Source organism: Pseudogracilibacillus auburnensis (assembly GCF_003201975.1).
GTDB classification, from domain to species: domain Bacteria; phylum Bacillota; class Bacilli; order Bacillales; family Amphibacillaceae; genus Pseudogracilibacillus; species Pseudogracilibacillus auburnensis.
In genome coordinates, this window is sequence record NZ_QJJQ01000001.1 from 522,657 (window position 1) to 542,744 (window position 20,088).

Annotated in this window: 20 protein-coding genes and 2 pseudogenes; 16 read left to right on the forward strand and 6 right to left on the reverse strand. The window is 34.9% G+C overall.

Features of this window, described 5'->3' with window-relative positions:
* Nucleotides 1-182: 182 nt before the first annotated feature.
* The 9 genes and pseudogenes from DFR56_RS02510 (at nt 183) to DFR56_RS23390 (ending at nt 7,039) form a co-directional block, all read left to right on the forward strand.
* Nucleotides 183-1,472 (forward strand): family 4 glycosyl hydrolase, encoded by a 1,290-nt coding sequence (locus DFR56_RS02510; protein ID WP_110393826.1) that lies wholly within the window; start codon nt 183-185, stop codon nt 1,470-1,472.
* A gap of 240 nt (nt 1,473-1,712) precedes the next feature.
* Nucleotides 1,713-1,898 carry a DUF1806 family protein gene (locus DFR56_RS23385; protein WP_372442849.1) on the forward strand — a complete coding sequence of 62 codons (186 nt, stop codon included), beginning with the start codon at nt 1,713-1,715 and terminating at the stop codon, nt 1,896-1,898.
* Nucleotides 1,899-1,940: 42 nt separating this feature from the next.
* Complete coding sequence (locus DFR56_RS23660; RefSeq protein ID WP_158525469.1) at nt 1,941-2,102, forward strand: PIG-L deacetylase family protein; 162 nt, start codon at nt 1,941-1,943, stop codon at nt 2,100-2,102.
* Entirely contained in the window at nt 2,080-2,625 is a 546-nt protein-coding gene (locus DFR56_RS02525; RefSeq protein ID WP_158525470.1) for a PIG-L family deacetylase, read from the forward strand. The genes DFR56_RS23660 and DFR56_RS02525 overlap by 23 nt, the downstream gene beginning before the upstream one ends.
* 344 nt (nt 2,626-2,969) lie before the next feature.
* A complete protein-coding gene (locus DFR56_RS02530) occupies nt 2,970-4,253 on the forward strand; it encodes an extracellular solute-binding protein (protein WP_158525471.1) in 1,284 nt (427 codons plus the stop codon).
* A 79-nt stretch (nt 4,254-4,332) separates the two neighbouring features.
* The gene (locus DFR56_RS02535; protein WP_110393830.1) at nt 4,333-5,253 is read left to right on the forward strand and encodes a carbohydrate ABC transporter permease; all 921 of its coding nucleotides are present in this window, start codon (nt 4,333-4,335) and stop codon (nt 5,251-5,253) included.
* 12 nt (nt 5,254-5,265) lie between these two features.
* The gene (locus DFR56_RS02540; RefSeq protein ID WP_211320593.1) at nt 5,266-6,090 is read left to right on the forward strand and encodes a carbohydrate ABC transporter permease; all 825 of its coding nucleotides are present in this window, start codon (nt 5,266-5,268) and stop codon (nt 6,088-6,090) included.
* A gap of 15 nt (nt 6,091-6,105) precedes the next feature.
* On the forward strand, nt 6,106-6,288 hold the full coding sequence (locus DFR56_RS02545) for a hypothetical protein (protein WP_110393832.1): 183 nt from the start codon (nt 6,106-6,108) through the stop codon (nt 6,286-6,288).
* Nucleotides 6,289-6,646: 358 nt separating this feature from the next.
* Nucleotides 6,647-7,039 (forward strand): annotated as a pseudogene (locus tag DFR56_RS23390) (amidohydrolase family protein).
* Nucleotides 7,040-7,388: 349 nt separating this feature from the next.
* Here the strand turns inward: DFR56_RS23390 and DFR56_RS23665 are convergent.
* Together DFR56_RS23665 and DFR56_RS02565 are read right to left on the reverse strand one after the other, a co-directional pair.
* Entirely contained in the window at nt 7,389-7,904 is a 516-nt protein-coding gene (locus DFR56_RS23665) for a methylated-DNA--[protein]-cysteine S-methyltransferase (RefSeq protein ID WP_110393835.1), read from the reverse strand.
* On the reverse strand, nt 7,897-8,466 hold the full coding sequence (locus DFR56_RS02565; RefSeq protein ID WP_110393836.1) for a bifunctional transcriptional activator/DNA repair enzyme AdaA: 570 nt from the start codon (nt 8,464-8,466) through the stop codon (nt 7,897-7,899). The genes DFR56_RS23665 and DFR56_RS02565 overlap by 8 nt, the downstream gene beginning before the upstream one ends.
* Nucleotides 8,467-8,723: 257 nt before the next feature.
* Between DFR56_RS02565 and DFR56_RS02570 the strand changes: the two genes are divergently transcribed.
* The 3 genes from DFR56_RS02570 (at nt 8,724) to DFR56_RS02580 (ending at nt 11,456) form a co-directional block, all read left to right on the forward strand.
* Complete coding sequence (locus tag DFR56_RS02570) at nt 8,724-9,617, forward strand: DNA-3-methyladenine glycosylase family protein (RefSeq protein ID WP_158525472.1); 894 nt, start codon at nt 8,724-8,726, stop codon at nt 9,615-9,617.
* A gap of 455 nt (nt 9,618-10,072) precedes the next feature.
* Nucleotides 10,073-10,573 carry a hypothetical protein gene (locus DFR56_RS02575; RefSeq protein ID WP_146214235.1) on the forward strand — a complete coding sequence of 167 codons (501 nt, stop codon included), beginning with the start codon at nt 10,073-10,075 and terminating at the stop codon, nt 10,571-10,573.
* A gap of 388 nt (nt 10,574-10,961) precedes the next feature.
* Nucleotides 10,962-11,456, forward strand: a complete 495-nt coding sequence (locus DFR56_RS02580; RefSeq protein WP_110393839.1) for a DUF3830 family protein — start codon at nt 10,962-10,964, stop codon at nt 11,454-11,456.
* Between the two features lie 194 nt (nt 11,457-11,650).
* Here DFR56_RS02580 and DFR56_RS02585 read toward each other — a convergent pair whose 3' ends face one another.
* A complete protein-coding gene (locus DFR56_RS02585; protein WP_158525473.1) occupies nt 11,651-12,637 on the reverse strand; it encodes an AEC family transporter in 987 nt (328 codons plus the stop codon).
* Nucleotides 12,638-12,749: 112 nt separating this feature from the next.
* On the opposite strand from DFR56_RS02585, the gene DFR56_RS02590 reads away from it, so the two are divergent.
* Complete coding sequence (locus DFR56_RS02590; RefSeq protein WP_110393841.1) at nt 12,750-13,613, forward strand: LysR family transcriptional regulator; 864 nt, start codon at nt 12,750-12,752, stop codon at nt 13,611-13,613.
* Between the two features lie 658 nt (nt 13,614-14,271).
* Here the strand turns inward: DFR56_RS02590 and DFR56_RS02595 are convergent.
* The gene (locus DFR56_RS02595; protein ID WP_110393842.1) at nt 14,272-14,652 is read right to left on the reverse strand and encodes a hypothetical protein; all 381 of its coding nucleotides are present in this window, start codon (nt 14,650-14,652) and stop codon (nt 14,272-14,274) included.
* A 713-nt stretch (nt 14,653-15,365) separates the two neighbouring features.
* Nucleotides 15,366-15,860: a small multi-drug export protein gene (locus DFR56_RS02600; protein WP_110393843.1), complete on the reverse strand. Its 495-nt coding sequence runs from the start codon at nt 15,858-15,860 to the stop codon at nt 15,366-15,368.
* 673 nt (nt 15,861-16,533) lie between these two features.
* Between DFR56_RS02600 and DFR56_RS23930 the strand changes: the two are divergent.
* Nucleotides 16,534-16,667 (forward strand): annotated as a pseudogene (locus DFR56_RS23930) (IS3-like element ISDha7 family transposase); the annotation flags it as partial.
* 366 nt (nt 16,668-17,033) lie between these two features.
* On the opposite strand, the gene DFR56_RS02605 reads toward DFR56_RS23930, so the two are convergent.
* Nucleotides 17,034-17,483, reverse strand: coding sequence for an SRPBCC domain-containing protein (locus tag DFR56_RS02605; protein ID WP_110393844.1), 450 nt, complete (start codon nt 17,481-17,483; stop codon nt 17,034-17,036).
* A 164-nt stretch (nt 17,484-17,647) separates the two neighbouring features.
* Here DFR56_RS02605 and DFR56_RS02610 point away from each other — a divergent pair, with 164 nt between their 5' ends.
* Nucleotides 17,648-18,451, forward strand: coding sequence for a helix-turn-helix domain-containing protein (locus tag DFR56_RS02610; protein WP_244916401.1), 804 nt, complete (start codon nt 17,648-17,650; stop codon nt 18,449-18,451).
* A gap of 611 nt (nt 18,452-19,062) precedes the next feature.
* Nucleotides 19,063-19,902: an alpha/beta fold hydrolase gene (locus DFR56_RS02615; protein ID WP_146214236.1), complete on the forward strand. Its 840-nt coding sequence runs from the start codon at nt 19,063-19,065 to the stop codon at nt 19,900-19,902.
* Nucleotides 19,903-20,088: the final 186 nt, after the last annotated feature.

Below are 20,088 nucleotides of genomic sequence, written 5' to 3' on the forward strand. Positions count from 1 at the left end.
ACGAAAACTTAAATTCGAAACATTTTTTCTGTCAATTTATAAAATTACCAATATTCATCATGTAAGCGTTGGTGATGGCATTTATTAATAGTAGAATACTTTTTAATCAGTAAGTAAGTTATGTTAACTAACTTAGGAAAGTAATTATACACACTACAATATACCAATGGAGGATAGGCCGAATGAGTTATAAACCGAAAGTCGTCATTATTGGAGCGGGAAGCGCTATTTTTGGATTAAGTATGTTAAAAGATGCTTTTTTTACAAAGGATTTATGGGGAAGCGAAATTGTTTTAGTTGATATTGATGAAGAAGCAGTTAAAAAGATGGCTTTAGCTGCAAGCAAAATGAATGAAGAATTAAATGCAAGCTATAAAATTTCATATACAACAGATCGAACAATAGCTTTACCAAAGGCAGACTTTGTCATTTTATCCATTGCAATTGATCGAGTGAAAATGTGGAAAAAGGACTTTGAAATCCCAAAAAAATATGGAATTAATCATGTACTTGGTGAAAATGTTGGACCTGGCGCTGTGTTTCACACAATGAGAAACTTACCAATCGTCTTAGATATTTGTCAGGACATTGAAAAAATTTGCCCGAATGCATTGTTAATAAACTTTACTAACCCAGAGAGTCGTCTTTGTATTGCAATTAATAAATTTACAAATGTAAAAGCAGTTGGTCTTTGCCATCAAATGAAGGCTGGAATTGAAATTGTTTCCACCATTACAGGAATTGAAAAGGAACATATCGATGTCAAGGCCTGGGGGATAAACCATTTCACTTGGATGAGTGACATTCGTGACAAACGAACAGGGGAGGATCTATATCCACTTTTTCGTGAAAAAGAAAAAACATATAACCCTGAGTATTCGAAGCTGTCGCGATTTATCTTTCATCGATATGGACTTCTCCCGACATCAGGTGATGGGCATCTAGGTGAGTTTTTTCCTTATGCACACGAAATGATTTCTGCTGCAGGCTATGATTTTGACTGTTATGAGAAACGAAGACTAGCTGTAGTTGATGTTTTGAATGGTGTCATTTGTGGTGATATTACAGTTGATGAGCAGTTAATTCAGCCATCTGGTGAAAAAGCTTTTAACATTATTAACGGTATGATTCATAACACGAATGAATTAATTGAATCCGTTAATATTCCGAATTGCGGGATAATTTCTAACCTACCTGAAGAAGCAATCGTTGAGGTTCCAGCAGTCGTGAGTGGTAAAGGGCTAAATGGGCTCGCGTTAGGTGAGTTACCTAGAGGGATTTCGGCACTATGTAAACAACAAATTGATGTTCAACATCTCGTTGTTGAGGCTGGAGTAAATGGTGATCGAAACTTAGTAATGCAAGCGCTATTAACCGACCCGAACATACCAAGTGCGGAAGCGGCTCGGAAAATTTATGATGAATTAATGGAAGTAAATAGGCCTTATTTACCTCAATTTACAAGTGAGTGAATGCAATATTTCTTTTTAGGAGGTGAAGCACAATGAAGACTGAACATATTCAAGCAAATCATCAATATATGAAATTTATTATATAAGAAAAAATGAAGGTCATTCTCGTTCGAATATTGCTGCTGCATTATCGATGAGTAAACCAACTAATTCAAAACTTGTGGATGAACTTAAAAGAGCCTGGAAAAATAGTGACATGTGCATATATTCGGAATGGGAAATTAACTTATTGAAGGGAAAATTACCGGTAATGGTCTAATATATCAAATTGGTTTAAAACTTGAGGACGGATGGCTTTATTCAGAAAGTCTTACAGATTGGGAATTAACAGGTAATGGTAAGCTCTTGTTGGGTGGACATGACCAAGAAGGAAATGTAAATATAGCTTTAGGTTTAAGTTTTCAACCGTTCGAATGTGGAAAATAATGTTGCTTTAATGTGAGCATTTAAGAATGAAGGAGGATGTTGATGAGTAAAAATATATTAGCTATTTATCCTCATCCAGATGATGAAACAATTATTGGGGCAGGAACATTGAGAAAACATGTCAAAGCAGGTGATAAAATTACACTCGTTTGTGCCACACTTGGTCAAAATGGGACGCCGCATGGGAGTACCTTTTTTTGCTAACCGGGAAACATTGCCATTAGTTCGTGAAATTGAGTTACGTGATGCATGCGAAATTATTGGAATCCATAAATTTCACTTATGGAAAATGCAAGATAAAACATTACAGTTTAGATGTCGTGCAATGCTTGCTAACAAAGTGTTACGTGTTATAAAAGATGTAAAACCAAATATAGTGTATACTTTTTATCCGAATCATGGGGTTCACCCTGACCATGATGCTTTATCCGCTGCTACTGTTATAGCGATTAGTAAACTTCCAAAAAAAGAACGTCCAGAAATTCGCTGTGCAGCCATAACGAAAGACCGTTTTGAAAAACTTGGTAAACCAGACTTGGAAATAGAAGTTTCTAAGTTTTTAGATGACAAAATGAAAGCCATTCGTGCACACAAGTCGCAAACGGAAGCTTTGTTTCAACGCTTAGATAAACAGTTAGCTAAAACCCCAAATGAAAAAGATAAGATATTATCGGCATACTCAGTTAAAAAATATTGGATTTATGATGTAAACAATAAAATAATATGAAACTATTCCATCTTATGAGGATGTTCAAAAAGTCCAACAAAAATGACACATCGAATTTCTACGTTGGCAGGTAAGAAAGGATAAATCCTTTCTTACTGCATAAGTGCAACTAAGACATTCGCTGTAAAAGCGTAGCGAAAGCAAGTTTTCTAAGCTTGCTTTTCCGGTACTCGCGTATGTAAAAGCATACGCTCCGTTCCTCGGGAGCTACGCCGCCTTGAACTTCTTGATCCTTTTTATCGACCTTTTTGAAGACGCACTTTTAAGGAGGTGTTTTAACTTTACCGCGTGATTTTATTGGTTAAGTTGTCAGGATGATACTAAAAACAAGGGGGAATATTTTAATGAGAATTGAAAAGCTTGTAACCGCTTTAATGATTGTTTTGGTCTTATTATTAGCTGGTTGTAAAAGTGACGAAGCAAGTTCAGATTCAGATGAAGTAACAATTACTTATTGGCAATATACATTCCCAGCAAAAGTAGAAGAAATTGCCCGGTTAATTGAAAAGTTTGAGGAAGAAAACCCGGGTATAAAAGTAGAGGCACAGGATTTTCCATATGATCAGTATAATGACAAAATTACAGCGGCGATGCATGCTAACAAAGCACCAGATATTTTAAACATTTACTATGGTTGGATTCCAAACTTTGTAAAGTTGGATTATATTCAACCTATTCCTGAGGATTTTATGAGTACAGAAGAAATTGAGGATTATTATTTACCGATGATTCAAACATCCAAGTTTGATGATAAATATTATACATTACCAACTGCAGTACGTTCTTTGGCGCTTTTCTGGAACAAAGAGTTATTTGAGGAAGCGGGTCTTGATCCTGAACAACCGCCAGTAACTTGGGATGAACTTGTTGATAATGGTATTAAAACAACTATTCGCGATGGTGATCGTTACGAACAAGCTGGCTTTGCTTGGAATATTTCCGCCCAAGGACAGCATGTAATACCACAAGTATTATTACGTCAATACGGTATCGAGCCTTATAGTGAGGATCAGCTCACTGTTCAGTGGAACGAAAAGCCACAAGGTGTTGATGCATTTAAATTTTGGATTGATATGACAACGGACCATAAAATTGGTGATGCGGACTTTATGGATACTCCGGTAACGAGCTTTAGTTCAGGGAGAACTGCAATGGTAATTGATGGTTCATTTAACATTTCCGCTTATAAAGAGAATGCGGATTTCGATTGGGGAGTGACTACCCTACCAGTTCTTGAAGAAGGTGGGCTCGAGTCAAACTTTGGCTCTTATTGGACAAATGCTATTACGAAGGATGTTAGCGGTGAGAAACTAGAAGCAGTTCAAAAGTTCCTAGAGTTTTTAATATCAGAGGAAACCCAAAGAGATTGGCTTGAAAATGTAGGTGAATTACCTGCAGCAGCCTCTTTAGCTGAGGACGAAGATATTAAAAGTGATCCAATTTATGCAGTTTTTCTCGAAGGACTTGAAGTAGCCCATGCTACACCATTTGTTCATGAAGAAAAAGAACGGGATATCGTCATAAATGCAGTTGAAAAAGTTACATTACATAACACAGATGTTGAAGAGGCCTTTAATCAAATGGTGGAAGAACTTCAAGAAGTACGTGACGAATTTTATGATGATTAATCGCATCATCAAGTAAATTAACTGAATGCTTAATTGTATCTAAAATTAAGCATTCACATTTTTTGAAAGGGGGATGTAAATGGGGCAAAAGAATAAGGCAGGTTTTTTTAGTAGAATCCCTATGAAGTTAAAGACGAGGCAAGCAATTATTGCTTACTTATTCCTGTTTATACCAATACTATTTTTTGTTGGTATAAGAATTTCCCCTACATTATACGCATTTTCTATGTCGTTTACAGTACGAGGGGAAATAGGTTACACGATAGAAAATTATGTGAAGTTAGTATCTGATGAAGAATTTATACGTTCAATAGTAAATACGTTATTATACTTTATTATTACCGTTCCAATCCAACTTGCAATTGGACTTATAATAGCACTAGCAATCGAACGTGTGAATCATTTTAAGTGGTTTTACCGAATTATGTTTTTCTTACCGTATATGACATCGATTGTAGCGGTAAGTTGGGTATGGAGATTGATGTATGATCCACACAATGGTGTATTAAACCAAGTGTTGAAGTTCTTACACTTACCACAACAAGACTGGTTATCAGATCCTAAACAAGCATTACTTTCTGTAAGTGCAATGCTAATTTGGCAGATGATTGGATTTTCAATGTTAATTTTCTTAGCGGGATTAAAAGGTATACCCCAACAGTTTTATGATGCAGCAAAGATTGATGGGGCAAGTAAGTGGAAGATGTTTTGGAAGATAACATTTCCTTTATTAAATCCAACGATTGTCTTTTTAACGGTTATTGGGGCAATTCAAACCCTCCAAATATTTACACAAATTGCAAACTTAACGGGAGGTAGTTCTGGTTCTTTAGGGGGTCCATTAAATAGTACGTCTAGTATTGCAGTATACATGTATAAGACAGGATTTAGAGAGTACAATTTGGAGTATGCATCTGCAATTACTGTTGTCCTATTCGTGTTAATTTTAATTGTTACTTTAATACAATTAAAAGTGTTAAATAGAAGCTATGAACTATAGGAGGTGGATATGTTGACAAAACGGGTTAAAATTTCGAATATATTTGTCCATTTATTTTTGTGGATAGGGATTGTTTTTGTCGCTTTTCCATTTTTATGGATGATTTTATCATCATTTAAAAGTTTACCAGATTTCTATCAATTTGGTTTATTACCAGAAAAACTGGATATTTCTTCATATAAATATATATTTGCCGAGACAGAGTATGTTCGTTGGTATGCAAACAGCTTTTTAATAGCAGTTACGGTAACCATTACAAATTTACTTTTTTGTGGCTTAATTGGATACACATTCGCCAAGTTTGATTTCAAAGGAAAAAGAATATGGTTTGTCGTCATTTTAAGTACAATGATGATTCCAACTGAAATGTTAGTGATTCCTTGGTACGTCATTAGTAGTGAATTAAATTGGATTGACTCGTATTGGGGAATTATGTTTCCGGGAATCATTGAGGCGTTTGGTGTCTTTTTAATGAGGCAATTCTTCTCTGGTGTTCCGAATGATACATTGGATGCCGCTCGAATTGATGGAATGGGCGAATTCCGCATATGGTGGAAAATTGCAATGCCTCAAGTAAAAGCGGCTTTATCCGCGTTAGGAATTTTAACATTCTTGGGGAATTGGAATGCGTATTTATGGCCTGTTATTGTCACAACAACAAGTGATATGAGAACATTACCTGTTGGAATTTCGCTTTATGGCACATCAGATGCTGGTGGTATTCAATGGAATACGATTATGGGAATGAGTACATTAGCAGTTGTACCGATGATTATTGTATTTCTAATTTTTCAAACGCGTATTGTGGAAGGAATTTCATTAACAGGTGGAAAATAAAAGAAGGGGAATAATATGATAGAGAACGTTATTGATATTCATGCACATTTTCCTGTTAAACATGAACCATTTTATGAACATCGAAAAGTTAATCCAAAGGTACTTGCCTACCAACAACTATTAAGGAAAAAGTGGCGTGAGAATTTCAAATTTGAAGATGAACATGCTGAAACAGATCATCCGGGTAATGAAAAATAATCAGAACGCTGGCAAGAAGAATTAAAAACAAATCGTATTCAAAAAACTGTTTTTGTAACTGGAGGAGGAAATGAAGTTCTTGCTGATATTGTGAAGAAAAGCAATAATCAGTTCATTGCTTTGCCCACCATGATCTATCATCTGAAGGAGCATATGAAAAGGTAAAAGATGCTGTTGAAAAGCTCAGTTTAAAAGGCTACAAATGGTTTGGCCCCCTAATGAGAAAGCCATTTGATTCTCCAGACTTGGAACCTTTTTGGGAGTATTTAAATAAGCATAAGCTCCCATGTTTAATCCATTTTGGAGTACTAGGAGGTCCGGGGGAGTCGTTACACATCCTTATATTAATCCACTTACAATGCAAGATGTTGTTCAAAAGTATGTTGATATACCATTTATTTTTCCTCGTTTTGGGGCAGGGTATTGGCAGGAATTACTTCATTTAGCATGGTCAAGCCCAAATGTTTATGTTGATTCCAGTGGCTCCAATGACTGGGTTAGGTGAATGCCATACAAACTATCATTGGAAAATTTATTTGAAAAAGCATATGAGACGATCGGGCCAGAGCGCATGATTTTTGGTACGGATTCATGCCGGTTCCCACGTGGCTTTTCCAAACGGTATCTCGATATACAAGAGGTTGCATGTAATAACATTGGAATGAGCAAAAAGGATATGAAATTGTTTTTTGGGGGTAATGCTGCAAGGATATTAAAACTGGAAGATGCATTACCTGTAAAAGTATTGTAATTATGATGTTTTTTCGCTTTTCGTAGAATATCAAAAAACTTCTTAATAGAACGTTAAGAAGGATAAATGATGAGTCAACTAAATTAAATATAATCATCATTTGCAATAGATTTTATTTACATGGAGATTAAACAAAAAATATTAGAAGAAGTATTAGCGCCTAATCAGTCTATTATAGAAGAAAAGCTATTTATTGAAGTGAATAACTTGGAAAACTCCCTTAAAAGAAACCAAATTGACTATTTTAAATATGTTTAAAATAGTTCGGAATCCGCTAATATTACTATTAATACCCACAATAATTTAAAGAACCCTATCAAATCTACTTAAAATTAACGTGAATCTTGCATTAAGCATAAAATTGTTCTAATGCAAGAAGCGTCTTTTTAAATGCAATTCCTCCCCTGTACCCTGTCAATTTTCCATCACTACCAATAACTCGGTGGCATGGTATTATGATTGGAATTGGGTTTGAACCATTAGCAGCTCCAACAGCTCTACTTGACTTTGGATTATGTAAACTCTTAGCAATATGAAAATATGTACTAGTTTCTCCATACGGAATTTTCATCAGTCTGTACCAAACTGATTTTTGGAATAAAGTGCCACGAAGGTCAAGGTCAATTAGAAATTTTTTTCTTCTACCTTGGAGAAATTCTTTTAATTGTAAACAGTAACCTGACACCTTTTCTGTATTTTGAACTAGTTCTGCATGTTGTATATGTTTATCGACCCAATTCTCTAACGTTTCAATGGGCTCATTGGGCAGCTTGAGACAACAAAGACCATTTTTCGTAGCGGCTAAATGAAAAATCCAGTTATTATAAATCAAACTATCCCAGTATACTATTTCTTGTCTATTCATCTTCGTCTCCTAATAATGTTACTATTGAATATTGCTTTCTAAAGGTTGAAGGATTCATTCCTACTTTATTTGAAAAAACGGTTGAGAAGTGGGACGTGTTATGATAGCCAACTTTAAAAGCAATTTCTGTTATAGATTTGTCTGTTGTTTTTAACAATTCTTTTGCTACTTTCATTCTTTTCTGTAATAAATAATCAGAAGTTGTTGTTCCTACTATTTTCTTAAAAGTCCTATGTAAATGATAAGGGCTGATATGAATTTCCTCAGCGATTTTATGGAGAGTAATAGGTTCATTGAAATGATGATGGATAAACAATTTAACATTGTGTACTATTTCGCTATCAGGAGCATAGAGCTTCTCAGGCTTACATCTTTTACATGGCCGAAAACCAGCAGTATTCGCTTCACTGACACTTGAAAAAATTTTAGTGTTTTCTCTTTTTGGCGTTCTGGACTTACAAGAAGGTCTACAAAAAATTTTAGTTGTGGTTAGTCCATAATAAAATTTTCCATCATACAACCTATCACATTGAATAATGGCTTCCCACATGTATTCCTGCATAATCACACCTCCTATTTTTATTATACTCATCGTTTACCGTTATCAAAAGCCCTATAAAATAAGATAGCAAGAATAGGAAAGACGCACTATGATATGATTTTGATACAGATTTGTTAGGGGGAGAAACTGTAAAAAACAAATCCACTATTGGAAAGCATTCGTACAGGCATAATTGTGTAGCATATGTTCATTGGAGAGACAAAGCTGACTTAAAATAGGTAATGAAAGGCTTTAATATGAATGAAGGGGATAAACAATTGTTTAAAACTATTATTCCAAAAGCTCCTTTTGATTTCAAAAAAATAGTAAAAAGAATTTCATCAAGAAAAAATAATAATGTATTGATTGATGAAAAAAATTTATCTCTTCAACGAATTGTAACGATAGATTCCCAACCAATGCTATTATACGTTACTTTTCAGGGAGATATTAATCATCCACTTTTAAAAGTTCATATCCCTACTAACACTAGTCAATTTCAACATGAGAAACTATTGCAGTTTGTTCGCCACATGTTTTCAACCGAATGTGATTTATTAAAGTGTTATGATTCTTTATCGAGCTCTCCCTATCTAAAGCCACTGATTCATCAATTTTATGGTTTAAGGCTAGTGGCGGAGCCAGATTTATTTGAAACAATTGTAAAATTAATGATTTATCAACAAATAAATACAACTTTTGCAGCGGAGCTATTTAATCGACTAATTACTCTAACCGCTGAAGAAGTAGAGGTGGAAGGGAATTGTTTGCCAATTTTTCCTTCACCAGAATCAATCGCTAGACTGTCCTACGACCAATTAAGAAGAATATCTTTTAATCAGAGGAAGGCTGAATATGTGATAGACTTTGCACAAAGTATTGTAATGGGGAAAATTAACTTAGATCATTTTTGGAAATTAACGGATGAAGAGATCGTTCACATTCTATCAAACGTAAGAGGAATTGGTAAATGGACAATTGAATGTACTCTTCTTTTTGGGATGGGAAGATTAAATATATTACCTGCAGGAGATATTGCGTTAAGGAAAGTGATTAAAACTGTTTGGGGACTAAAACAACCCCCTTCAGAAAAAGATGTTGAAAAATTAGGTCTTGATTGGTCACCTTATAAGAGTTATGCAAGCTACTATTTGTGGTGTAGTGCAAAGTAAGAGAGAACACTATACTGGTAGTAGATTGCTGAAAAAACTTTCGACATTCTCGAAATTGTAAAAATTAACGGATTTTATTAACCCTGTTTTTAAAATTTCTAGCTGAAATTGGATGAAATTAAATTAAAAGCGTTCAAACAAACATGAAAAAAGATGACTATGATGAAATGTTAAAAAAATGGCTACTTGTTGTATTAAATTATCTCATAGAATGGGCGTTGTTTATGTTATACTTTCTATAACTGGAGAAGCATATAACACTAGGACATCGAGAGATTGCCTAGATTCGCTCCAGTTACTGTTAGTTGTATATAAATTGTTCGAGATTCGTACTATCATTACAGTTTTTTTGGCAATCCTTTCGTTTGCTAGACAGTAGGATTTGATCTATTTATACATAAATCCGATAAGGAATGAGGAATTTGAAACGATATCAATTCAATGATGTGTTATACATGAAAAAAGGAAAAACCCTCACAGTAGAAGATGAAGAAAAAGAGCGTATCGGTATCATCGAAAAGGCGGATATTACTGGATGCGAGAAAGGACATGTCTTTTCTTTTACCGATAACGGTGGTGGCACAGTTTTGATGGGAATTAAAAAGCGCGGTATTAAGAACTTTCTTCATGCTACCTATGTTATAAAAACGGAAAGGAAGACCTACACCCTTAGAGATAAAGTGGGTAATAGTCTACTCTATTTTTGTGTGGAAGGTGATATCGACGGACAAAATATACGTATTGAAGAAAATTGGGGCGGGGAAATTGAAGTAAAAGTAGATCAAACACATATTGCTACCATTAAGGCAAATGAACTTACGTTTAAAACAACGATATTAATGGAATATAATATCGATGAGTCGTCCATCTTCTTTGCTATCACGGTATTGATGTATTTTATGTTCAAAATTTATAAAAATGAATCTGAGTTGATTGAAAGTATCTTATTTGATTAATGGGTGATGCAAGAGCTTATTTGAATGTTTCTTAATTTATGGATCCACCGTTTTAAAAATAACAAAATTCAAAGTCGTCGTTCCATTTAACTCTTTTAAAAAGTAGGTTTTTTGAATTTTTAAGTTAGAGTTCACAATTGAACGATTATGCCCCTCTTTTTCATCACTTACGATAAAAAGTACCTTTTTTGTTGAAGTTGAAATAATGAAGTGAAAAATATTCTTACAAATTGTAAGTCGTCATTTTCCCACTGTTCACAGTATAATTAAGATGGGAATCTTTTACGTATAAAAGAGACATATTTTACACGATGAATCATCAAAACTGTCAAGAACAAAATTGTCGGCTTTTTTGGACATCTAACACATATAGAAAGGTGGTTATTTTATGACAAAATATATTAAAATAAGTTTAGAAAAGCGCAATGTCTCGTGTATTGCAAGACTGCTAGAAGTGGAGGCTCCCAAAACTTGTGAAGCAGTTTGGAATGCATTACCCCAGAGTGGTCAAGTATATCATGCTAAATATGCAAGGAATGAAATTTATGCAATGGTTCCACGTTTTTATAAGGAGCCAGTAGGCATGGAAAATACGACTGTGACACCAATTCCAGGGGATATATGCTTTTTTGATTTTGAAAGCGGTGTTTTGGATAAAAAGTTTAAAGAAGAAAAGGGAATCGATGATCTACCGGGTGTAGTAGATTTAGCTGTGTTTTATGGACGGAATAATCTACTCATCAATGCCGATATTGGATTTGTTCCTGGGAATGTTTTTGCTACGATCGAAGAAAACCTTGAAGAATTTGCGAAAAGTTGTAACGATATTTGGTTCTCAGGAGCAAAGGGAGAAACATTAATGTACGAACGATATGAAAAATAATTTATTCCTATACCTGACAAAAGTTGTCCACGATTTTTCTCCTTTTGTCAGGTGCAATAAGATAGGAAATAGATTTGATAAGATAGTGCTTACTTTCTTTGATGCCGAATGGAAAAAGATCATTCAGTCTATTCCTTTAGTTAAATGTTTTATAAAAGGATTCGGCTTTTTAATCCTCCAATGTCATCGTAATCCTAGCCTCCAATGGATATCGAATAGTGTTCTATTAAATATATAAATAGAATAGAAATAGTCAAAACAGATAAAAGCAAAGACAGAACTATCCCAGTAGATGTTTCTTGAGTTAAGTTGTCATATTTTTGGGCAAATACAAATACACCTGCTCCAATTGGAAGTGCTGACATTAAAATGGTAGTAAGTGCCCATAGGGGTTCTAATTCAAATACACAAAACACTAACAAAAGAGTGATAGTTGGTTGGAATCCCAATTTCATAAAAAGGAGAAAATGAACCTCTTTGTTTACTAGACTAGACCATTTTAAAAGTTCTTTTTGATTAGTAAGTCCCAATCCAATAGCAAATAAAGCAGTTGGGCCAGCTGCATCAGATAGAAAGCTCGCAAAAATATCTAACGATTTAGGTAAAGTAATATTAAACAATGAAAAAGTAATGCCTAAAAGAACAGATAAAGTTATTGGATGAAATAATACGGGTTTTATTACATCTTGTAAGAAATACAACAAGCCTTTCTCGTGTCTGTTTTCTTTTGCTCTTACCCACTCGAACGTTACTATCACTGTTGCTATTACTGGAATGTTATGGATTAATGTAGCGAGAGCAGCTGGCAAGGCAGCTTTGTCTCCAAAAGCAGCTATTAATAAAGGGAGTCCCATATATCCAGTTGTACCATAAGATGCATTCATCCCGTAAATGGATAAAACAGCTGATTTCTTTTTTAAAAAAAGGCGGATAAATAGAATGGTAAGAAAAAAACTTGATAGTATTCCTAAAAGATTAGCAAAAAGAAAATTCCAATTAGTTAACTGTGAAATTGGAGCATTAGCTACTGCATAAAATAACAGTGCAGGTAAAGCAACAAAAAACACGTAACTATTTAACGTTTTTGACCCCGAAGCCGAAATGACCCCCGTTCTCCCTGCAATGTAACCACAAAGTATAATCGCAAATATTGGTAAGATAATATCAATAAATATTTGCATTTTGTTACCTCCCATATATAATCTTTCGTTAAAGTATAAATTTTTTAAGGTATCATATAAAATGAATATTAAAGATGGCAGACATCAGTAAAAATGAAAGAGGGGATATAGTGTGGATATAAAGGACCTTATGATACTAAAATCAGTTGCAAAAAACAAAAGCATTTCTAAAGCTTCTGATGAACTGAACTATGTACAATCAAACATTACTCGGAGTGTCAATAAGCTTGAAGATGAGTTAGGAACTAAATTATTTATAAGGCATAGTAGAGGTGTGACGATGACGAATAGTGGACAAACGTTATTATCCTACGCTAATCAAATTATCCATTTACTGGAGGAATCAAAAAGAGTCATTACAAGTGGGACGGAAGTAGCAGGACCTTTAAGAATCGGAGCAACTGATATTACCATTTCAATAAGACTTCCTGAAGTAATCTCCCTGTTTAGTGAGAAGTATCCAAAAGTCGACCTATCCCTAAATACTGGCTATACGACAGATTTGGTTCAATCTGTTTTAGAATACGAGTTAGATGGAGCCTTTGTTACGGATCCAGTAGTACATAAAAACATTGAATCTATTCCACTAATAGATGAAAAAATTATGCTTATTTCTAAGAGTGACAAGGATTTTAGTAGCTTTCAAAACCTCAATGAAGAAAAATTATTGGTCTTTGGCGAAGGGTGTACTTATAGAAAAAAAACAGAAAAATACTTAGAAGATACTGGTATTACCCCCCATAAAAAAATAGAATTCAATAGTTTTGAGGGATTAATCGGGTGTGTTAAAGCAGGATTAGGGGTTGGGGTTGTTTCAAAAAGAATAGTAGAAATTATTGATACATCTTTCATTGACTGTATAGAATTGCCAAAGGAATACTCAAGGATTCAAACTGTTTTTATCAAAAGAAACGATAGTGCGGACTTTAAAGCTTTAACTTCATTCCTTACCATCGCAAAGAAATTATTTCATTAGTTTTTTAAAATGAATCAATTTTATCATTCAATATTTCAGTTAAAAATCCGAAGTACGAAAATTAGGTGCTAGTTTTTCCACTCTAGGTGGTCGCTTTTTAGCGGATGGCCGTCAAGCCAACGTCTGAGCTAAAGCCCTCCTAGTCTTACCAGTGCCTTTCCTCCCGCGACGCACAATGTTTATTGCGACGAGTAATCGCAGTCCCAAAGGTCTTCGATGGGACGAGCACTTAGCGCAGTCCCAAAGGTCTTCAATGGGGCGAGTAAATACGCAGCCCCAGGACGTGACAGCTTTTAGCCGACTAGGAGCCGACCACCTGCCGTTCCAACCCATTAGGTGTAAGTGACAATACGCGAATATTGAAATTTTTTTAGTGTCCATGGAATAACCTTTATGAGATTGACCCAAATGTAAAAATAGATTTTTTGATAAGCCTAGAGGATTCACGGTTGGTGAATTAGTCAACTCCTTAAATTCTCGTTGAATGGATCGGCACAAAACGCTGACCGTTGACTAATGCCACATTTTTTCTGCCTCAGTAAGTATCATTTTACCGAAAAAATAAAAAAGAGTAGCAGATGCTACCCTTTAATATAGTAATTTTTCCTTGTAGTATATGAGTGTTTTTGATAAGCCCTTTTTCCAGGCCTATTTATTTCTAATTAGTCACCAAATTTCTCTTTTTCAATCCCACTAAAATAGTAACGAGGATACTACAAATACTCACAATAGCACCTAAAGCTCCAATAATAATTACCCAAAAACTAGGAATCATAATACCTACCGGAATAAGTCCTAAAAAAGTAAGAACGATAAAGGCTTGATAAATAGCAGAGATAATTTTTACCGCAATATGATTAAACAGCGATAAAATTAAAGGTGGTAAAAACAACGCTACTAGCATCCCAAAAGATAGCCAAAAACCAACTGGTTCATCGAACGAAACAGTGTTAGGTCCTGTCGGATATTTGGCGGCTAATAATAAAGCAATGATAGCTAATACCATCGTCAAAAACACCATAGAAAATCTCTTTCCCATAACAAAAACTCCTTACAGTCATTAAATATAAAATAATTTCTACCTTCTAATCCCATCATATTATAACTTAAACATCTGTATGAATCAAAACCTTATCGTGCACATCATTAGATTTTAACAATTTATGTATTTCTTTAAAAAAAACGCCAAATAAATAGTTTTTGATAAAGTCCTTCTTCAGTAACAATTGTTAAGTTATGTTCTTCACCATCTGTCATGAAATCAGCGTTCTTTACTGGGTACTTTACAGTTTTTCTTTGCCCGTTCGTTTAATTATTTGTATTTTTACATGTAATCATGGTCTAATTTTTTGCTTTTCAATAGAGCTTAATCCATTGTTTCGACGAGGCCGGGACAAAAGTGTTTTCACCAAAGAAAAACCCGAACAATGGTAGCTGCATAACCCGCTATGGACATATACTTCGCTTTCACCACAGGGCATAAGAGCGACATCTGTTCAACCTGCGCTATCGCTTGTTTTCACAGTGTCTCCTTTACCGCGGACGGCTGGTGAGCCTCCTTGTGCTGACGCACTGTAAGGGTCTCACCGATGCCTTTCCTCCGCTAAGGTAATGCATTATTCGTCTTTCGATATGGTCGTTTTAGTTATGTCCCAGCCTCATGAACCGTTACTTGTTTAACTGTTATTTCTCATGCTCGCATAAAATGATCAGTAGAATAGTAAGAAAGATAGCACAAACACAATTAAAATTTTAGTGCATGATATCATACTTTAAATAACTTCCTATTACTACTCCAATGATTCCCCAAATAACTATGCTAACGGTATGCCACAGGATAACTCTCCTTTTATTCGAACCGGCAGCTAATGAGGTAAATGTAGCAATATGTGCGGAAGCGACCAATGGGGAAATAAGCGCAAGCCCCGGTACACCATATTTGTCGTATCTTTCTCTCGCTTTGGCTGCTCGATTATGAATAAATCCTTCTTTTTTTGATTTACGATTACGAATCTTCATTAGCAAAGCGTCAAAAGGTAAAATAATGAACATGATTGAAATCCAGTTTCCAATCATACTAATGAATGCGGCCAAAATAATCGGTACCCCTATAAGGGAACCAACTATAGCTCCACCAGGGGATTCTACAAATGGAATGAAAGATATAAAGAAAACACCTAAATATTGTAGAAACGAGTTTAATTCAGATAACAGAAAGACAAATTCTTGCACCATTTCACGAAACATGAAATACCTCTCCTTTTTATTGTTTTTTGAAAATAGGATACTCCTTTCTTATGATCATCTACATCTTAGAAAAACATTGCTCTTCGTTCTACCATTCAAGTGTTGCACTTTGTCAACTTACGGTTGCAATCGTGTTACACAGTGTATTTTGCCTAAAAGGGATCCCATCTGAGCAATCACCACTTATATAGGTTCAAACAAAATTGGAATAATGATCTACAACAAGAGATCATTCTGTTAGATTTTTCGCCGAATTTTTTAATAAAATAACAACTATTTCAATTTGTCGCAATGGACAGATAGTAATTTTGGATTATCAGGGAGGAAATATCTATATAATATCTATATAATATGAATATAGAAGAAGATAATTTATAAAATTGAGGTGTAAAATGGATCTATGGATGATAGGGAAAGAACGTTATGTGTTGATTTCTATTTTTGTCATAGTACTTTTTGCAAGCCTGTTCTTACTAATTGTTACTTGGAAAAATCGCTATAACATACCTAAAACTTTGACCATACTTACAATTGTTATTTATATAGCTTTCATATTTTTATCGTTACTTTCATTAATCTTTATTGTTTCGTTTGGATATAATTCATGATGCTAGTATAGTTTCATGGACACATCTTAGTAGTCATTAAAATCAGAATTAGGAGGATGTGTCCAATGAAACATAAGAAAAATGGTAAACGATATAATGATGATTTTCGTAAATGGTTGTTGAACTATACCATTCTGGTCAATCAGTTAAGGATTTAAGCAGCGATTACGGCGTATCTGAAGTAACAATTTGGATTAAGCCAGTTTAGATCATTTCTTATTTTCACTTATAGAGGTGGTTCAAAAAGTGCAGCAAAAATGACACATCGAATTTTTGTATAGGCAGATAAGAAAGGATAAATCCTTTCTTACTTCATAACTTTAGTCCTCGCAGTAAAGGCATAGCGGAAGCCAAAGTTTTCTAAGCTTGCTTTTTTAGGTCCTGTATGTAAAAGCTTTAGGGATCTTCCGTTACATTCGCCCACGTCCTGGTCGGCCCAGGACGTGGTGTTTTTAGCCAGTGGAACTTCTCAGGTTTTCTTTTATCGGCGTTTTTGATACGCACTTATGATGCAAAATATTTCTTAAAATAGATGCAAAATAACGTTTAAAGTAACAATCTTTGGCTAGAAACCTAAATCCAGAGATCTTCCGGTTTCCGCAATTGTCTTAATATTACTCAGTATCATCCACCAGTATTGCTCTGTTTTACTGAAGAGAGGATTGTTGTCTGTCCATTGATCATTAATAAGATGTAGTTTTGTACATGCCCCTACTAATTCTAAAGATAAGGTAACTCGACTTTCCATCTGAGCATGTTCGGCGTAGTGAGATGGGCCAGGGTGATCCGTGTAGCTTAAAATTCGGTTTGGTTCATATTGAAGTAGTTTGCCATAAATGTGAACAGTCTCATTTCCATCGGCACCTGGTCCTATAAATTGAATGTCATCGCCCACCTGATATGTTGAGTGGATAACTCCACCCATGAATGCTTTAATCGATTTTTTTGGGTTGACCAAAACATCCCACACTTGCTCAGGATTCGTATCGATATAAAATACATACTCCAACTTCATGTTTAATTCCTCCATCTATAAACTAATTTTCTGCTCGTTTAATGAATATTGCTCCTTCCGTTAGGATTAATGGTAGTTTATAATGAAATCATAGCATGTCTTATACATTAATTATTGTAAAATCGCGCCAACCATGAATGTAAGATAGATTTTCGTGTCAGGGGGTGAAACAACTGAAAGACAATCGCAATCCGAATATGGGTATTTTGAATTATGAAACAGGCAAAAATAAGTTTTCAATTACTCGTCACGCTCCATCCAACAGTCTCCAATTTTTTATACAGCATTATTGGCTTGTCGAGTGGGACTTACGTGGACAGCCCCCCTATACCCAAGAAGTTTTACAGCATCCGGGAGTAAACGTAGTTTTCCAGCCTGGCAATTCGTACATATGCGGAATAGAAAGCGGAAAATCTGTACATGTTTTACAAGATGAAGGACAGATTGTAGGCGTTCTTTTTAGACCTGGAGCTTTTCATTGTTATTTCCAAGCGCCTGTTTCTACACTTACAGATCAAGTCGTCAATATATCCGATTACTTTAGCTTAGATATTAACGCTTTTGAAGAGCAACTATTTGCAGGTAAGAATAAAGAAGATAAGATTGTGATCGTTGAACAGTTATTATGGCAAAGTATGCCTGAACATGATAAAACGGTTGACTTACTGAATGAAATGATCGATGAAATCATCCACAATGCTGGCATCACCAAAGTCGAACACTTAGTTGATCAATTCGGCATTTCCAAGAGGACATTACAACGTTGGTTCAATCAATATATAGGTGTGAGCCCTAAATGGGTAATTCGGCGTTATCGAATGCATGAGGCGATCGAGTTAATAGAACGTGGAGTGGATATGACTAAATTGGCGATGGATCTCGGCTATTTTGACCAAGCTCACTTTAGCAAAGATTTCAAAGCAGCAATCGGCAAATCTCCGAAGCAATATGCGAAGAACAACAATTAGTGCAAAGTTACCTGAAGCGTAAAAAACAGGAGTTGGATATTGCTTTTCTTTCATTGGGTTTCAGGGTGTTCCACCTTACTAAGACAAGAGGGCAATTTATAGTCATGTTTCTCCCTAGGAGATTGAGAAATTAAATCAGGATGACATTGATTTTGTAGGTCATCCAGAATTATATATAGGAAAGGGATCTCGTCAAGCAAAGCAGCGATTTTGTTTTATGGTTGGTTATGAATTAGCGTTGGACGTAGATATGGTTATTGCTCCAGTTACAAGTCAAGGGGCTAGGAATCAACTGAATGTCGCTTTGGAGTGTTGGGGAGGAGCTGGATTATTGAAGCCTTCTTCCGCGCGTACTTCAAAAATTATTTCTGTCATGGTTCAGAATTGAAATGGCATCTAGGTGCATTACATAAACATGATCTCGAACGAATGCTTCATATGTGCAGGAATTTATAGGAATATAATCTTTGAGTGTTATACTGCAAGGGCCAAGTATGTGGAACAAGTAATTCATATACTGTAAAATAAAAATTGGTTTCAGGATCATTACTTGAACAAAAAATATTCGTTTCTTAAGTGTTGTTTGGTCATTGAAAGGGGAAGATACTGAATTGAAAAAAGAAATGATTAAAACCGATAGGGGAGAATTTGAAGTTTTTATCGGAGGAAAAGGAAAAGAACCGATTTGCATTTCTCATTTATACCAGGAGTTCTTATCTGGCGATGAGCCATATTCAAGGGTAATTGGTGAACACTATAAAGTAATTCTGATAAACTTGAAAAATGCTGGTTCTACATCCAAAGCCAGATCAAAAAACGAATTAACGATGGAAGAAGCAGTTAAAGATTTAGAGAGTATTCGAGAAAAATTAGGATATAGCAGTTGGGCATTTGCTGGTCATTCGACTGGAGGGTTCTTAGGTCTTACGTATCTGTATATGTATCCAACAAAGTTATCTGAAATTATCTTATGTGGCACAGCAGCCTCAAATGAAATAAACCATTCCAAAAATAACTTATTCAATGTCGAAGATCGGAAATACAGAAAAGATGCAATAAAAGTCTTTTTTAAAATGGCATTTCCGCTTTTTAGTAAGAAATCAAAAGAGGAAGCTAATAAAAAGTTCTTTCAATTATGCCTTTATTCAAAAGATAAAATAGACGAGTATTATAAAGAATTGGAAAATGTAGGGATTAGTAAATCAAGAATGAAAGCCTATACTTCTGAATTGCGACATTATGATGTTAGAGAAAAAATAACCAACAAACCTGTTCCGGCTTTAATATTGTGTGGTAAGTATGATGTGCAATGTCCTATTGAATTTTCAGAAGAAATTCATAATCTTTTACAAAACTCCACTCTTGTTATTTTTGAAAATAGTAATCACTTTCCTTTCATCGAAGAAAAAGATAAATTTATTGGTGCATTAAAAAGCTTCAAGCATAATTAATGAATCTCAAAGTATAGCTCTTGTTTTGCGCATTCTATTAACGGACGCGTTTGTTGAGTATCAAAAGCCTAATTTCTCCCTAAAGGTAAGAAGGAATTAGGCTTTTTTATAAAGGTGTAAATCCGTGCTACCTTGATGTTATTCCATTGGTAACTGCGGATTCAACAAGTGGTAATCTTGTCACTA

Excerpts from the sequence above, each read along its gene's own strand:
- DFR56_RS02510 (WP_110393826.1), top strand. The coding sequence starts at position 183 with ATGAGTTATAAACCGAAAGTCGTCATTATTGGAGCGGGAAGCGCTATT.
- DFR56_RS23660 (WP_158525469.1), top strand. The coding sequence starts at position 1,941 with ATGAGTAAAAATATATTAGCTATTTATCCTCATCCAGATGATGAAACA.
- DFR56_RS02525 (WP_158525470.1), top strand. The coding sequence starts at position 2,080 with ATGGGAGTACCTTTTTTTGCTAACCGGGAAACATTGCCATTAGTTCGT.
- DFR56_RS02530 (WP_158525471.1), top strand. The coding sequence starts at position 2,970 with ATGAGAATTGAAAAGCTTGTAACCGCTTTAATGATTGTTTTGGTCTTA.
- DFR56_RS02535 (WP_110393830.1), top strand. The coding sequence starts at position 4,333 with ATGGGGCAAAAGAATAAGGCAGGTTTTTTTAGTAGAATCCCTATGAAG.
- DFR56_RS02545 (WP_110393832.1), top strand. The coding sequence starts at position 6,106 with ATGATAGAGAACGTTATTGATATTCATGCACATTTTCCTGTTAAACAT.
- DFR56_RS23665 (WP_110393835.1), bottom strand. The coding sequence starts at position 7,904 with ATGAATAGACAAGAAATAGTATACTGGGATAGTTTGATTTATAATAAC.
- DFR56_RS02565 (WP_110393836.1), bottom strand. The coding sequence starts at position 8,466 with ATGCAGGAATACATGTGGGAAGCCATTATTCAATGTGATAGGTTGTAT.
- DFR56_RS02575 (WP_146214235.1), top strand. The coding sequence starts at position 10,073 with ATGAAAAAAGGAAAAACCCTCACAGTAGAAGATGAAGAAAAAGAGCGT.
- DFR56_RS02580 (WP_110393839.1), top strand. The coding sequence starts at position 10,962 with ATGACAAAATATATTAAAATAAGTTTAGAAAAGCGCAATGTCTCGTGT.
- DFR56_RS02585 (WP_158525473.1), bottom strand. The coding sequence starts at position 12,637 with ATGCAAATATTTATTGATATTATCTTACCAATATTTGCGATTATACTT.
- DFR56_RS02595 (WP_110393842.1), bottom strand. The coding sequence starts at position 14,652 with ATGGGAAAGAGATTTTCTATGGTGTTTTTGACGATGGTATTAGCTATC.
- DFR56_RS02600 (WP_110393843.1), bottom strand. The coding sequence starts at position 15,860 with ATGTTTCGTGAAATGGTGCAAGAATTTGTCTTTCTGTTATCTGAATTA.
- DFR56_RS02605 (WP_110393844.1), bottom strand. The coding sequence starts at position 17,483 with ATGAAGTTGGAGTATGTATTTTATATCGATACGAATCCTGAGCAAGTG.